The sequence below is a fragment of the Actinomadura sp. 6K520 genome (assembly GCF_004349245.1).
In the GTDB taxonomy this organism is placed as follows: Bacteria; Actinomycetota; Actinomycetes; order Streptosporangiales; family Streptosporangiaceae; genus Spirillospora.
In genome coordinates this window covers 22,141-36,913 of sequence record NZ_SMLC01000007.1, presented here as the reverse complement: position 1 = coordinate 36,913, position 14,773 = coordinate 22,141, and the positions used below count along the sequence as shown (strand labels likewise).

General features: G+C 68.4%; 12 protein-coding genes and 1 pseudogene. 8 read left to right on the top strand and 5 right to left on the bottom strand.

Translation table 11 applies throughout. The features are described 5' to 3' along the window. Positions 1–303: 303 nt before the first annotated feature. Together E1289_RS03750 and E1289_RS03745 are read left to right on the top strand one after the other, a co-directional pair. Positions 304–684 (top strand): LysR family transcriptional regulator, encoded by a 381-nt coding sequence (locus E1289_RS03750; RefSeq protein ID WP_131975283.1) that lies wholly within the window; start codon positions 304–306, stop codon positions 682–684. 137 nt (positions 685–821) lie between these two features. Continuing rightward, positions 822–1,688 (top strand): helix-turn-helix transcriptional regulator, encoded by an 867-nt coding sequence (locus tag E1289_RS03745; RefSeq protein ID WP_243712589.1) that lies wholly within the window; start codon positions 822–824, stop codon positions 1,686–1,688. A gap of 71 nt (positions 1,689–1,759) precedes the next feature. On the opposite strand, the gene E1289_RS03740 is transcribed toward E1289_RS03745, so the two are convergent. Further along, complete coding sequence (locus tag E1289_RS03740; protein ID WP_131975279.1) at positions 1,760–2,020, bottom strand: DUF397 domain-containing protein; 261 nt, start codon at positions 2,018–2,020, stop codon at positions 1,760–1,762. Between the two features lie 113 nt (positions 2,021–2,133). Here E1289_RS03740 and E1289_RS03735 point away from each other — a divergent pair, with 113 nt between their 5' ends. Continuing rightward, on the top strand, positions 2,134–3,153 hold the full coding sequence (locus E1289_RS03735; RefSeq protein ID WP_131975277.1) for a hypothetical protein: 1,020 nt from the start codon (positions 2,134–2,136) through the stop codon (positions 3,151–3,153). A 260-nt stretch (positions 3,154–3,413) separates the two neighbouring features. Here the strand turns inward: E1289_RS03735 and E1289_RS37960 are convergent, their stop codons facing one another. Then, complete coding sequence (locus E1289_RS37960) at positions 3,414–3,716, bottom strand: hypothetical protein (protein ID WP_165970327.1); 303 nt, start codon at positions 3,714–3,716, stop codon at positions 3,414–3,416. A gap of 225 nt (positions 3,717–3,941) precedes the next feature. Between E1289_RS37960 and E1289_RS03730 the strand changes: the two genes are divergently transcribed. From E1289_RS03730 to E1289_RS03720, 3 genes are all read left to right on the top strand, one after another. Beyond that, positions 3,942–7,667 (top strand): hypothetical protein, encoded by a 3,726-nt coding sequence (locus E1289_RS03730; RefSeq protein WP_165970326.1) that lies wholly within the window; start codon positions 3,942–3,944, stop codon positions 7,665–7,667. Further along, positions 7,664–8,626, top strand: a complete 963-nt coding sequence (locus E1289_RS03725) for a tetratricopeptide repeat protein (RefSeq protein WP_131975273.1) — start codon at positions 7,664–7,666, stop codon at positions 8,624–8,626. Before E1289_RS03730 ends, E1289_RS03725 begins: the two co-directional genes overlap by 4 nt. A gap of 449 nt (positions 8,627–9,075) precedes the next feature. Then, positions 9,076–10,101 carry an integrase core domain-containing protein gene (locus E1289_RS03720; protein ID WP_207928770.1) on the top strand — a complete coding sequence of 342 codons (1,026 nt, stop codon included), beginning with the start codon at positions 9,076–9,078 and terminating at the stop codon, positions 10,099–10,101. A gap of 198 nt (positions 10,102–10,299) precedes the next feature. On the opposite strand, the gene E1289_RS03715 is transcribed toward E1289_RS03720, so the two are convergent. Continuing rightward, complete coding sequence (locus E1289_RS03715) at positions 10,300–11,205, bottom strand: alpha/beta fold hydrolase (RefSeq protein ID WP_131975269.1); 906 nt, start codon at positions 11,203–11,205, stop codon at positions 10,300–10,302. Positions 11,206–11,744: 539 nt separating this feature from the next. Here E1289_RS03715 and E1289_RS03710 point away from each other — a divergent pair. Next, positions 11,745–12,212: a nuclear transport factor 2 family protein gene (locus E1289_RS03710; RefSeq protein WP_131975267.1), complete on the top strand. Its 468-nt coding sequence runs from the start codon at positions 11,745–11,747 to the stop codon at positions 12,210–12,212. Then, complete coding sequence (locus E1289_RS03705; protein WP_243712588.1) at positions 12,212–13,174, top strand: zinc-binding dehydrogenase; 963 nt, start codon at positions 12,212–12,214, stop codon at positions 13,172–13,174. Before E1289_RS03710 ends, E1289_RS03705 begins: the two co-directional genes overlap by 1 nt. A 147-nt stretch (positions 13,175–13,321) precedes the next feature. On the opposite strand, the gene E1289_RS03700 is transcribed toward E1289_RS03705, so the two are convergent. Both E1289_RS03700 and E1289_RS39385 read right to left on the bottom strand, forming a co-directional pair. Continuing rightward, a complete protein-coding gene (locus tag E1289_RS03700) occupies positions 13,322–13,879 on the bottom strand; it encodes a MarR family winged helix-turn-helix transcriptional regulator (RefSeq protein ID WP_131975265.1) in 558 nt (185 codons plus the stop codon). A gap of 122 nt (positions 13,880–14,001) precedes the next feature. After that, a pseudogene (locus E1289_RS39385) lies at positions 14,002–14,605 on the bottom strand (LLM class flavin-dependent oxidoreductase); the annotation flags it as partial. Positions 14,606–14,773: the final 168 nt, after the last annotated feature.

Genomic DNA, 14,773 nt, shown 5'->3' with positions numbered 1-14,773 from the left:
TCACCGAGATCGCCGCCATGGCCGGCTGCGCCACCGCCACCATCCGCAGGCTCCTGCAGATCGACGGCGTGGCCCCAGCGGCCCACCTGTCGACGGCCGCCACCGGAATCGGGAATCACCCGGGAATGGCTGCACCGCGAGTACGTCGACAAGCTCCGCAGCATCGACACGCTCGCTCGCGAGCGTGTCGTCACCGCCCACTACCTGAAGAGCCTGGCCAGAAACTGGGGCCTGCCGATCCGCCGGCACAGCGACTTCAGCGGCATCGGCCACCTGACCCTGCCCGCACCGCCGTCACCCGCCATGTGCGCCGTCACCATGCGCACAGGCGCCCTCACCCGACTGGAACTGATCACCCGCATCCCCGGCCACGACAGCCTCGCCGCCGCAGCACGCGCCCTCTACGGCGGGCGCGACAGCGCCCTGCGCCAAATGGTCACCAAGATCGAGACAGCCGCCGGATTCCCCATCATCGACAGGTCCAGCACGCCTCTGTCCCCGACGGACGCCGGCCACGAATTCATCCGCGAAGCACTGCAGATCCTCCAGGTCGCACGGGAGCAGGCGGCAGCGCAGCCACATCGGGAGGGAGATGTGAGGAAGGCCGAGATCCCGCTCGGCCGTGCTGAGGTCTCTCCGCCGCCCGCTGATCGGCGTCGACGACATGGCAGCCGCCCGAGATGACACTCCTTGAATCAAACTCCACGCGGGGCCCGGTTTTGCCGTACTATGCAGGAGCATGCTCCATGATTCAGTTTGGCTTGCCTTGATTCGTTTACTGCGCAGGGAGGGCTGTGCCCGCTGGGGATGGGAATCTGCACGTGCTGCTCAGCAGGCGGCGTCGGCTCGGCGCTGAGCTGCGGCGGCTCCGTGAGCAGGCTGGGTTGCCTGGTCGTCAGCTCGCGGAGCAGATCGGCGTCAGTCAGTCGAAGATCTCGCGGATCGAGTCCGGCGCTACCCTCCCGACTATCCCGGAGGTGACCGGCTGGACGGCTGCGGTCAGCGCTTCCGAGGACGTGGCCAGCAGGGCGGTGGCGCTGGCCGAGGCCGCCTACACCGAGGTGCATCCCTGGGACGTGGCGATGCGCGGGCACGGCCACCTGCAAGACGATATCCAGCAGATTGAGGCCCGGTCCCGCGCCGTGCTGGTCTATGAGCCGACGCTGGTGCCCGGCCTGCTACAGACAGCGGAGTACGCCCGACGGGTGGTCGCCATGTTCGAACCGGCGTATGCCGAGCCCGACATACCCGGCGTGACCGCGAGCCGGGTGGACCGGCAGGCCGCGCTGTTCGACCCGGCGCGGGAGTTCGGCTTCCTCATCACCGAGGCCGCGCTCCGGTGGCGACCGGGGCCGCCCAGCCTGATGCTCGCCCAGCTTGACCGGATTGCCTCGGTGGCCACCCTTGGGAATGTCGTCATCGGGGTGGTTCCGCAGTCCGCGCGGGCGCTCACGCACGTGCCGCACGGGTTCGTCGTGATCGAGCCGGCCGACCCGGGGGCAGATGCGTTCGTCCTGGTGGAGACGGTGCACGCCAACCTCACCGTGAGTGACGCGGGACAGGTGGCCCTCTACCGGGCCCAGTGGCCGCTGCTGGAGCAGATGGCCGTCTACGGCCCGGACGCGCGCGATCTGCTCTCGGGCATCGCCGCTGACGTCCGCGCGCAGCCCGCCGAGGACGGCTTATGAGGACGGGTCATGAGCACGGGGGCACCCCGGGTGCCCGGCGAGGAGAACGCCGGGCACCCCGGGCCGGGGGGTCAGTGGGTGACGTGCCGCAGGATCAGCGCCGCCGTCCGCAGCACGGACGCGAGGAACTGCAGGACGGTCCGGGGCCAGGTGCCACCCCGGACGCGGCGCCGGAAGTCCGCGTACTCCCTCCTGCTGAAGACCAGCCCCGGCTGGTGCAGGTTCTTGGAGTCTCGGATGACCACTGCGTCCGCGATGTGCTCGACCACGACGCAGCCGCCGCCCCCGTTGCACGCGAGCCTGAACTCCGGCCAGTCGCCTTCCTTGCCCATTGTCTTTTCCCTTCTCGTCCTTGTCCGGGGAACTCCCGGCCAAGGACACGGTCTGCCATGCCGGTGCGCTCCTGGGTGCGCTGCCGGTTCGCTACGGGTGCGCAGGAGGTTCGTTGATCACTTTCGAGATCCTCAGCGGGGTCGCCGCGCGGCAGGACGGCTGGGCCGCCGAGCTGTCCCGGCAGCAGCAGCATCTGCTCGCGGTCCTGACGATGGCGGGGGGCGCGGTGGTCGGCAGGGAGCGCCTGGAGGAGGTCCTGTGGGACTTCAGGACGCCGTATCCGGAGCACGGGGTCGAGCGGGTGGCGTCCGAATTACGCCGTGAGCTGCGGCGGGCATCGCCCGATGGCGACCCGGTACCCGCACGCGATGGCGGCTACTGTCTGCCCGTCACGCAGGAGCAGGCGGATGTGCTGCGCTTCCGCGCCATGTGCGCCGAGGCTCGCCGCGTCGATGACGCGGAGAGCCTGGGGCTCATGCAGCGGGCGCTGCGGGAGTGGGGACCAACGGCGACCGGCCTGCACGGTGGGCACCCGTTGCGCGGTCTGCGCGGCCAGTGGGCCGACAACACCGGGCAGACGCTGCGGATGGAGTACCGGGACGCCGTGATCCACTGCCTAGCGCAGCGGATGAGCCGGCACGACCATGCGCTGGTGCTCGACGAATGCGAGCAGCGCGCCGCCAACGACCCGCAGGCGCTGCTGGACGCGGAGTTCGTCGAACTCTGGATGCGGGCGGCGAGCCACGCCGGGCACCCGGCCAGAGCCCACCAGATTTATCAGAAGGCAGCGAACGCGGCCGCTCACGCGGGCGATCGACTCGGCGCTTCCCTGTCCCGCCTGGAGGCGCATCTCAGGGCCGGCGGCAGCCGGAACGGGGCGCTGCCGGCGGCGGTGCCGCCGAAGGCGAGCGAGGAAGCAGGCGGGGAGCACGCGGAAGAGCAGCCAAGCGTTCGCTCCGGCGAGCCGTCACCGACGGTACGGGGCACGATCAACGTCGACGGCGTAGTCGCCGGTAAGGCCGTCGCCGTCGCGACCGGGCGCGCCGCTGGACACATCGAGGGCGACGTACGGGCCGGCAGCGTCGAAGCGGGCGGTGAGCTCATCGGGGTCGAGCTCAAGCAGGGGAGCTGACCGTGGAGCCGCAGGACGACCGGCCGTTCGAGGCGTTCATCCGTGACCGTACCGGAGTGAACTTCATCGATCGGCGCTGGATGGTGGAGGGCATCGAGTCCGCTGTCGCCGAAGACGCCTGCCGGTTCGTGCTCCTGACGGGAGAACCGGGTGCGGGCAAGACCACCCTGGCCTGCGGCCTCGCCAGAGACCGCGACGACTGGCTGCGGTACTTCATCGGACAGCCCGACAAGGGTGTCCACGCTCCCGGCGACGTGACGTCATTCCTGCTCTCGGTCGGGCACCAGCTCGCCCGGCGGCATCCAGCGGCATTCGCCCTGGAGCGGCTGAAGATCGTCGTCCAGATGGACATCGACCAGGTCGGACCCGGCGGGAGCGCCATCGGGGTCACGATCGACGACCTCGTCGTCTCCCCGTTCCACGAGACCGCCATGCATGCTGGCGACCCGGATCATTCCATCCTGGATGTAGAGCAGCGAGTCGGGCGCGTGGAAGGCGACGGCGTCGTTACCGGAGTGCGGATCGGAACGGCCCAGCTGGAGCCCCGGCTGCTGGAGCCCCACAACCTCGCCTACCTGGCGCTGTGGGCCCCCGCGAAGGTCCTGCTCGAGCAGAATCCAGCGGCCCGGATTGTGGTCCTGATAGACGGGCTCGACGACGCCGCCCGGTCCGGTGAGGGCGACGGGCTCATCAACTGGCTGAGCGCCGGAACTCCCCCGCCACCCAACGTGCGCCTGGTCATCACGTCCCGGCCGCACCGGGCGCTGGACCTGCTGGGTCGGCGTCCGATGCTCACCAGGATCGAACTCGACCTCGCCGACACGCGGGTTCGCGCCGACCTGGTCAAGTACGCCGAGACCGCGCTCGGCACCTCGCACGCGGAGCGGGAGCTGGCGGCCAACGGGCTCATTCCGGACCAGTTCCGGCAGCGGGTGGCGCGGCACGCGTCGGGAAACTTCCAGTACCTCGCGAGCTACGCGCACGCGCTGAATGACGCGTCCGCCGACCACAACGACGACCTCGTCGCCAAGCTGCTGAAGCTGGACGACTTCGGATCCGATCTCGCGGACATCTACGGCTTCTTCGCGGAGACCGCCCGCCGGGATATCGAGCAACTCGGCATGCAGCTCATCGAGGACCCGCAAGCGCCGACGGACACGGTCACGCCGGCGTGGGAGGGCGTCGGAAGACGCATCCTCGGCGTCCTCGCCGTGGCACGCGAGCCGCTGACCATCGAGCAGCTCACGGAGCTGTCCGGCGTCCGCGTCGAGATCGACTCGGTCGACGTGGTGGTGAGCCGGATGCGCTGGCTGCTCGACAGGCGCAACGACCGGCTCGCGTTCTTCCACGAGTCGATCGCCGAATTCCTGGTCAGCGAACGGGCGGCCCACGAATGCCCGGAATGCCACGTCCGTGAGGCCCTGTGGCACGGGCGGATCGTGCGTCACTACCGCGCGGGCGCCGACACGTGGGACGACGTCGACTGGCCAAAGGTCGACCGGTACGGCTTGGCGCACCTGGCGGCTCATGTGGAGCGTTCGGACAAGGACGGTGCGGGCGGCCTGGTGAGCCTGGCCTGCCCCGGACTGCGGCAGGCGATCCGGGCGGAGTTCGGGAACGACTGGCGGTTCATGGAACTCGCCGATCACGCCGCCGAACGAGTCTCGCGTGCCGGTGACCTGACGGACGGCTTGGCTCAGGTGGTGTACCTGGGGGTCATCCGCCATCAGGGTGCCCAGGCCGATGCCGCGCTTCCCCCCAAGCCGCTCGGCCTGCTGGCCCGGCGGGGGAGGCTCCGGGAGGCGCTGGATCGGGCCGCGACGCTCCCGCCATCGGTTCAGCGGTTCACGTCCATCCTGGAAATACTCCGCTATGCCGTGCCCGGCCCCGGCGATCCGTCGGTGGAGGACCTGATCGAGTTGCTGGTGGAGAACGCGGTCACCGTCGCAGGCGATCCCGGCGGCGACCACGGTCGCAAATCCTCCGCATGGGAGGCGATGAAGGCCGCGGCGCTGGTGCTCGCTCCACGAAACCTCGAACGTGCGCTGCGCCTGTGGCGGCACGGCGCGGAGACCATCGGGTCCGGCAAGGTGGCGCAACCGGACCCGCTGTACCGGGAGGCGGCCCGCGCTGCGGGCGACGGTCGACGGGCACGCGAACTGATCGCCCGTATCCGGGACGACCGCGACCGGGCGGATGCCTACCTGGACCTCGCGGATCGCGCCGCGGCCCCGGACGTGCGCTCGATCCTGCGCGAGGCGGAAGGGGCCCTGGCCCGTCTCAACCCAGCCGCGCGGCTTCCCGGGCTGGCACGGCTGGCCGCGCTGTGGAGACGGCACGACACGGGCGAGGCCACCGGCCGGCTCGCCGCGCTGCGAGCGGAGATGTTCGACGCGGCGGCCGGCGAGAAGTTCGCCACTAACGTCGCCGCGGCGGCCGCGGCGATCGCGGAAGACCGGATGACGGCGCGGATGCTGCTGGCGACGCTCGATGCCACGGTCCCCTGCACAGTCCGCGCCCCGGGTTTTCTCCATGGAATAGAGCTGTGGACCCAGTGGGGCGAACCCGCCAGGGCACGCTCCCTCGGCAACCGGCTCATGGCGGCGGCGGGGAACCGCGACGGATGGGCCAAAGTGCACGTACTGTCGACGCTGGATCCCACCGACCGCGCGACCGCGCTCCCGCTGATCGAAAAAGAATACGCCGCCATTCCCGCCGTGGCCGACACCGCGGGCTCGCTGGAGAACCTCTACCGGAACGAGAGCCTCCGGGACGCGGCCATGGAATTCGCCCGGCACGATCTTGCCCGCGCGGCCGAGGTCGCCAGGGAAATTTCTCAGACGAGATGGACCTCGTCGCTATTCGCCATTTCGGGCGCGGTCGATGATCGTGGTGTCCCCGAACTCGAGCGCGACGTGAATGCGGACAGATACTCCGTCCTGGCGGACATCGCCCATCGCTGCCTGGATGAAGGCGACCAGCGCGCGGCGGACCGGCTGGTCGACGAGATCACGGCTCGATCCGGCGACATCGAGGCGCTGACCGGAACGACATGGGTCTCCGCCTGCTATACGCGGAAACGTGCCCCGTCTGTCGGTCATGCCCCGCAGTTCGAGATGTTCCCAGTGCATCCCATCGGCGAGCAGCGTCCGATCCGGCACTACTCCATCGAGGGCGGCATGGCGATCTACAACCTCAGCCAGGACTGGTCCGCGTGCACAAAGAGATACTTCTACCGGGACCCGGCCGATGTCGTCCGCGCCGTCCGCACCGTCGCCGGAGGTCCGCACAGCCTGGCCAGGACTCTCCGCGTACTCGCCGAACACGAGGCGACCACCGATCTCGCTCGTGCGGCCCGGCTGATGCGGGCGATCACGGATCCGGGTGAGTGTGCGGTCGGCTTCGCCGGATTGCACCGGGCCGGGCACGCCCCCGACCACGGGCCCGCGGCGGAAGCGCTGTCACGCGAACTCGACCGGGCACTCGCGGAGCTTGAGCCATACCGCTGGCACGTCGAGATGGGTGACACCGACAGGCGAGCCTGGGCCTACGCGCGCCCCGATCATCAGGTCCGTTTCGAGGTCGCCGTCCGCTCGTACGGCTGCCGACGTCAAGACTGGGACGCGCTCAACGACCTCACGTTCCTCGAGCACACGATGCACATCTCCATGTGGACCTGGCTGTCGCGCTACTACGCGAACGAATCCATCGCGAGGCGGAGAGCGTACACACTCTTCGCCGAAGCCCACCAGAACCTGCTCCGGGCGGACGACGGTGACTGGCTGTTCGACATCGCGCGAGCACAGGCGGCCTACCAGGAATTCCGGATCAGCACGGCCGTTCCCGGCTACCGGTCCAATGCGGCACGGGTACGGATCGCCGATCCGCGTTACGGCGCAGTCGTCGACCTCGTGACGCCCGCACCTGGAGAACCGCTCAGCCCCGAGTTCAAGGCCAAGGTCGGCGACATGATCGGAAAGGGTTCGCTACCCGCGGCGGCCGGGCTCGTGGCCTTCGCCGCGGATGCCCGCCCGGAGTACTCCGCGGACCTTCGTGCGCTCGGCAACCAGATCATCGAAGCGGCCAGCCGCGAGGACCCGGCACGGCGAGTCGATGCCTTGTCCAGGCTCGCCGAAGCGCGGTCCCTGCGCGGACTTGTCGATCCGGCAGCGCTCTACTCCGAGACGGAACAAAGCGCTCCTTTCCGCTGGGAGACCTGGGCACTCGCCGACGTACGTGCCCGGCTGTTCCCGGTGCTCGTCGCAACCGATCCCGGTGCGGCGCTTCGCGCGCTGTATCAATCAGCGGCTGCTAGTTGGGGAGATGCCATGGGGCTGCTGGAGGCGGCAGCGGAACCGCTGACCGATGCCGCCGGGATCGAGGTGGCGGCCACTCTCGCGGACGCCATCCGGCGCGGGCTGGCATGCATGGCACCCGGCGGCACGATCCCGCCGGTTGTCGACGGGGTACGCCTTGAACGCCTTGCCGACAGCACCGAGGAGCGCCAGGCATGACAGCCGGCGAGACGATCCAGCGCGCGCACCGCGACATCCAGGAGATCTTCCGGACCCAGACCGCAGACCTGGCGAGGGCATGCGAACAGGCCCGGGACCGACTCGCCGCCGTCCCCTCACTCGACCCAGCCGACCGAGACGCCGAGGATGACTGGGACACGCTCACATCGGACCTGCGGGTCCTGCTCGGCTTCACCTCACAGACAGGCGTACCCATAGGGAAGCCAGAACAGTTCCGGGCTCTCGTGCTGGACCTGCTGTGGCATCTGCACACGAATAACCGGAGCGACCTCGGCGCGGTCCTGGCCCAGGACGTCTACCACCGCTGGAGCGCGGAACTAGGCATGCGGCATGCGGACCGGGTTAGCGCCGCCGAGTACTGCGCGCTGTGCCTGCTCGACATCGGCGACGGCAACACGGCGCTTCCCCTGCTGCGTGAAACGGTGCAACTGCGAACCGAAGCCCACGGCGCGAACCATGCGGTGACACTGCATGCGACCGCGGATCTCTGCAGGTGCTTCAATAACGTCGAGGACTATCACCAAGCGCTGCGGTTGAGCCAGGACACCGTAAGCGTCTGCACCCGCGTTCTCGGCGGCGACGACAGGACAACCTTGTACGCCACGACCCAGCTCGCCACCAGCCTCTTCGGGCTAGGCGAGTACGAGATGGCGCTCGCCACCTACCGGGACGTGCACGAACGAAACCGGCGCCTCTTCGGAACCGACAACCTGTCGACCCTGCTCGCGGCTGAAAATGTCGCGATCACGCTGCAGAAGATGGGTGACCACGAGACCGCCAGGGAGTTGAATACCGATGTGCTGCACCGGTACGAACGGCTCCTGGGCAAGAAAGACGACCGGACCGAACGGGTCCGCATCCGGCTGAGCGCGAACCTGGGGGCGCTTGGCCGCAAGGATGAGGCCAGTGCAGTCTACGGCCCCGGCCCTGACTTCTAGTGATGCTGAGCCCGAAGCGGTGGTGTTTCCGACTAGGAACCTTGGTGCTGACCGCGTGGGCGCGGCGACGGAAGACCTCCCACGCTCTGGCGTTGCGGGACGCAATTCGCGGATCGTGCCCGAGCCTCATTTCTCGTGATCATCCGGAACGCCAGCAAGGCATCATTGCTCACCCGTCAGAGTGCCGCAGGTCAGCGGCCGGCGAGTGCTCATGATCATCCGGACCCTACAGGGGGGTAGGTTCCGCGGAATGATGGACAATTCCGGGTCTTGGTGGACACGAGATGGACAATTCCGCGTTTCGGCGGTGTGCTTGCCGAAAATTACGTCCACGCAGGTGGAAGGCGTAGAGGGGTGCTCGGGCGCCGTGCTTGATCAGCTGCGAAACAGGCGGCGGCAGGGCGGTCGTCGCGGGATGATGGGCGGCTGTGTTCTTGCGACTGGCCTACTTGACCGCGGCCAACGCGTTCGCGGTGCTGCGTCTCCTGCCGATGACCGATCGGGAGAAGGACGCCGAGATTTTGGTGCTGCGGCACCAGATCACCGTGCTGGAGCGGCAACTCGACGGTGCACGGGTGCGGTTCACCGTTCCGGACCGAGCACTGCTCGCGGCGTTGCTGCACCGACTCCGTCCCAGCGTGTTACGGCGGATGCGGCTACTGGTGCGGCCGGACACGGTGCTGCGCTGGCACCGCGACCTGATCGCGGGTCGGCACGCCGCTCGATCCATACCCAAGCGGCCGGGCCGCCCACCGACCGTCCGTTCCATCCGCAGGCTGATACTTCGACTGGTGCGGGAGAACCCGGGTTGGGGTTACCGGCGGGTGCACGGCGAGTTGCTGGTGCTCGGCGTCAAGGTAGCCGCCTCTACCGTCTGGGAGATCCTCAAGGACGCCGGCGTTGATCCGGCACCTGAGCGTTCCGCCACGACCTGGGGCGGGTTTCTGCGCTCGCAGGCCGAGGCGCTGCTGGCGTGTGACTTCGTGGATACCGTGACCCTCGCCGGCGCCCGCATGTACGTGCCGGCGGTCATCGAAAATCGCACCCGCCGTGTCCGGGTTCTGGGCGCCACCGCTCACCCGACCGCTGCGTGGGTGACCCAGGCGGCCCGGAACCTGGTCATGGACTTGGAGGACGCGAGTTGCCGGGCACGGTTCCTGATCCGCGACCGGGACGGCAAGTTCCCCGAGTCGTTCGACGCCGTCCTGGCCGATGCCGGAATCCAGACGATGCTCACCGGGGTGCGGATGCCGAGGATGAACGCATTGACGGAACGGTGGGTGCAGACCTGCCGCCGTGAGCTCCTCGACCGGACTTTGATCTGGAACCAGCGGCACCTGCTCCCCGCACTAGGCGAGTTCGAGACCTTCTGCAACGAGCATCGCCCGCATCAAGGCATCGCCAATGCTCGCCCGTTGAAGCCGCTGCCGCCGCCGATCAACGAATCAGACCAGATCGCCTACCTGAACGTCTGAAGACGGCAACGTCTGGGCGGAACCCTCAACGAGTACGAACATGCGGCTTGACCTGCACGGACGAGGTTTTCGGCAGGGGCAGGGGTGGTGTCGCGTGCAGCAGGAGTGCGGCCTTGTGCCGTCTCTGGAGCCGGCCGCGAGGGCTCCCCCGGCCTGACCACCGGGTGAGCCGCTCAGAACGGCGGAGGAGTTCGAGGGTCAGCTCTTCTGCGCGAACGAGGCCCTTCGTTCGGACGCTGCCTCATCGCTGAACTTCGACCAGACACTGGTGTCCACGTCGAGTGCCTCGAGGAGGTAGGCGCTGACGGCGTCGGCCACGAGTGCGACCCGGGCCCCATCGGTGTCGGTCGTCTCGCTCACGGCCTCTCCGGCGATCCCGCCGAGCGTGTGCTCGCCGTCAGGGATCACCATGAGGCTCTTCGGCGCCGGGCTCAGCTCGTATGCGTCGAGGAACCACTCCGGTCCTCGCGTCGACATCTTCGACTGGTCCTTGTCGCCGGCGATGACGAGAGCGGGCGCAGTCATCGTGGTGTAGTCCGGCCGCATGAACGACAGGTGCTCTTGCGCGAAGGGCGTCAGGGAGTCGCCGGTCCCGGTCGCTGCGATCAGTACGCCGGCGGTGATGCCCTCGCACGAGAAGTCCTCCTCGGCGTTGCCGGCCGCGTCGAACACGCGAGCGCCGAGAAGCGCGCCGACCGTCTGGGCCCCCCAGGAGTGGCCCACGAGCGCCACTCGCGCCAGGTCGACCCGGTCGGCGAGTCCGGCCTCGCCGACGACCTGATCGAGATGGTCGAGGACTGCGCGGAGGTCGGCGATGCGCACCCGCCAGATGGATTGGAACCTCGGGTCGTCGAACCCGATGGCGTTGCGCCGTGAGTCGAGGTGGGTGGGCTGGACGACGACGAAACCTGCAGCCGCCCACCGGTCGACGAGCGGCTCGTAGCCGTCCATCGACCACGCGTTGCCGTGCGAGAACACGATGACGGGCAGGTTGTTGCCCTGCCTCGGTGCGGTGACCTTCACCTGGAGGTCCACGTCGCGCCCGTCGAAGGGCACGGCGATCGGCTTGACCGCGATGATCTGCTGCTGTGCTGGAGTAGGCATGTTGGCTTCCTGTTCGATGACGTACCTCAGACTTGGCGGAACGTCGTTCCGCCGGCATGCCGGTGGTCGACGTCGATGACGGGCGGAGCGTGCCTTGCGTTTCCTCGCCCTCGCCCGCTTGTCGGGGTGGACCCGCAGAGCGCCCCGGCCGGGGACGGTTCTTTTCCCCAGCCGGGAAGAGTTGGCCCAGCGGGTCAGCACATGTGGGCGCAATCAGGTTGGCGCAGACCATGACGCGTTCGCGTCAGTGACAACTACCGAATGCGCGCTGCCTAGACCTGGGCACGTGCGGTCGAGAAGACCTACGTGATCAGAGCTCGAAGTGGTCCTGAGTCCGTCGGCAACGGCAGTGTCGGTGGCGCGACACGTGCTCCTCGGTGGGGTTCTACGGGAGAAGTACGGATGCGACGTCTCGTCGGCCGAGGGCACTGTGATGTCGCAAGCGGCCACCAGCGGGCCACAGCAGCCTCCGGCGGATTGCGAGGAGCGAGCGCCGATTGCCCGGCAAAGGCCGGTACCCAACGCGAAGGGACAGTGATATGAGCAGTCCGGGATCCAACGTTGAGCATGCCGAAGACGAAGGGCCCCAGTTTCCGACCGGCATTGCGGACATCATCGTCAAGGTGCTGGGAGATCGTCTGGCACCCTTTGAGGGCACATTCCTCAACGCGCTCGATCCCAATGCCACCTTGGAGTACCCCTTTGGTGGGCTCCTGCCGTCGGTCACGGGCCGGAAGGCCATCGACGAGCTGTTCACCGTCGTCCCCCGGCAGGTTCGCGTCGAGAACGTAGTTCTCGACGCCTTCTACGAGGCGGCCGATGCAACGGTCCTGGAGTACCGGAGCACCCCTCGCATCGTGGCAACTGGGCAAGAATTCGATCAGCGCTACGTCATGATCGTGAAGACTGAGGCCGGAAAGATCACTCTGATGCGTGAGTACTTCGATCCCTCAGCAGTGGTCGGCTTCGTCAGTGACGAAGCCGAACCTGATCAAGCGGACAGCTGATGCCTGAGGCGACGATGCGGGCCCTGGTCCGCGACGCGAGCACCGAGGTTGGAGTCCGACTGGCCGCTAACGTCCCGGTTCCGGTGCCGGCGCCGAACGAAGCACTGGTGCGCACCAAGGCCGTCGGGCTGAACTTCGGCGAGGTGAACGCTGGCATCTTCGACCTGCCGGACGGCGTCGTGCCGGGCTGGGACTCCGCAGGCATCGTTGAGCGGGCAGCCGCAGATGGGTCTGGCCCGCCTGCCGGCTCGCTCGTCGTGACGCACTCCGGGCTCGGCGGCTGGGCGGAACTCCGAGCGGTTGCGACCACGTGGCTCGGTGTGGCCCCTCCTGATGCCGATGCCGCTTCCCTCGCCACCTTGCCCGTTGCAGCGACCACTGCCCTCCGGGCGTTGCAAATCACCGGCACGCTGGGCAAGCGCGTACTCGTCACCGGGGCCGGCGGTGGCGTCGGTCGATTCGCTGTGCAGCTCGCGCACCGTGGTGGAGCCCACGTCATCGTGTCGACCACATGTCCGACCGAGCTCGGACCACGACTCCGCGAGCTCGGCGCGGCCGAGGTCGTGAGCCATCCGAGCGACATCGATGGTCGAATCGACGGCGTCGTCGACCTGGTGGCTGGTGATCAGCTCGTCGCGGGCTACCTCGCGCTGCGAACAGGGGGCGTGCTGGTGGCGGTCGGGCACGCCACTGTGGCGGAAACGGTTTTCCCGATCGGTGCTTTCCATGCTCATGGCGGCCTCCACGACCGCCGGCTCGTGACTTTCCATTTGCACGGAGGTGCGCCACTAGGCGACGACCTCAGCCTGTTAGCAACGGAGGTCGCCGAGGGCCGGCTGGATGCCGAGGTGACTTGGCGCGGGCCGTGGGATGACCCCGAGACGCCATTCGCCCTGATCCGCCAGCGCACGTTGCACGGGAAGGCTGTCCTTGAGGTGGAAAATGCTTTGCGCCTGACTTAGCGATAGAGATCGGCGTGTCAATCAGACACATCCGACGGGTCCTCCAACCCCAACAGGAGGATCAGTGAGCGACTCTGTCGGGAATCTTGTGACTCGTCGGCGCGTCTCGATGGATGGCTGATGAGTGATCGACAAACTACCGCGGGTTCATGACGTCGCCCATGCACCCAAGGTGGTCACACGGGTCGGTTCGTGCCCGGTCTGGTGTTGAGATTCCAGAGCTGACCGCGCGGGTGGCGCGCGCCAGCGATCACTCCCGTAGATCAAGGTCTTGGTCAGGTCTCGGAGGATCGCGAGCTGCTCGCGGTCGAGAGCGCGGGTCATCGCCCTGGTGACGTGCCTCGCGTGGGCACGGCCGACGCGCCGCTGGACGTTCCGGCCCTCGGCGGTCAGCACGATCCGGCAGGCACGAGCGTCGTCCGGGTCATCGCGTCGCTCGACCAGCCCGCGCCTCTCAAGCCGCGACACCAGCCGCGAGACTCCTGCCTGGGTAAGCAGGGCATCGTCGATTAGGTCGGTGATCCGCAGACCCTCGTCCGCGCCCGCGAGCGCGTACAGGACGCCGTACTCCCGGGGCGGGAGACCGCCCCGGTCGCCGTCGCGCTCGAACTCGCGGGCCAGGGTGGCCTGCGCGCGGAACAGGGCCTCCCAGGACTCGTTCGCGAGCCGGATCGACGAGGCTGAGGGTCGCGCTGCGGCAGCCATCAGACCACCACGGGGAAGTGCGCTTCGACGCTGGGGTCGCTGTCCTGGTACGGCGAGCTGCCGGACAGGTTGTCCCCGCGGTTGGGGTTCGGCCGCGGCTGGCGCGTCTCGGCGTCGCCGTACTTGGCGACCACCAGCGACGCGTGCGTCGGGGCCTCGGGTACGTCGGGCGCCCGCCGCGACTCCATCTCCCTGCGGAGCACCGGCACGACCTCGGTGGCGAGCAGCTCGACCTGCTCCAGGGCGACCTCGACCGGCAGCCCGAGGCTGTCGACCGCGAACAGCTGGCGCTGGTAGTCGCCGAAGCCCTCCTGGAACGTGAGGGTCTTGTCGATGACCTCCTGCGGGCTGCCGACGGTCAGCGGCGTGCGCTCCATCCAGTCCTCCAGGCTCGACCCCCCGGAAGACGGGATAGGCCTCGAAGTAGGGGCGGAACCGCTCGACCGCATCCTGCGAGCGGCGGGCGATGAACGCCTGGCCGCCGAAACCGACGATCGCCTGGTCCGCGGTGCCGTGGCCGTAGTGCTCGAACCGCCGGCGGTAGAGGTCGACCAGCGGCTTGAAGTGGAGGTTCGGCGCGAGGATGTGGTTTGCGAAAAAGCCGTTGCCGTAGAAAGCGGCCTGCTCGGCGATCTCGGGCGTGCGGATCGAGCCGTGCCACACGAACGGCGGGACATCGTCGAGCGTTCGCGGCGTCGCGGTGAACCCCTGCATCGAAGGTGCGCGTACAGCGCTCCGCGCACAGAGCGCCCCGAGCTCCTCGCGCAAGCAGCGCCGGCGCAGCGAATCGCCCGGGGTTTCGTGGAGGCACTGGCTCGCGAACGGGTCCGAGGACCGCCGAGTCAAGTGAAGACCGGTGTCCGAGGCACCTACCTAGTCGCAGGTGGTCGGTGA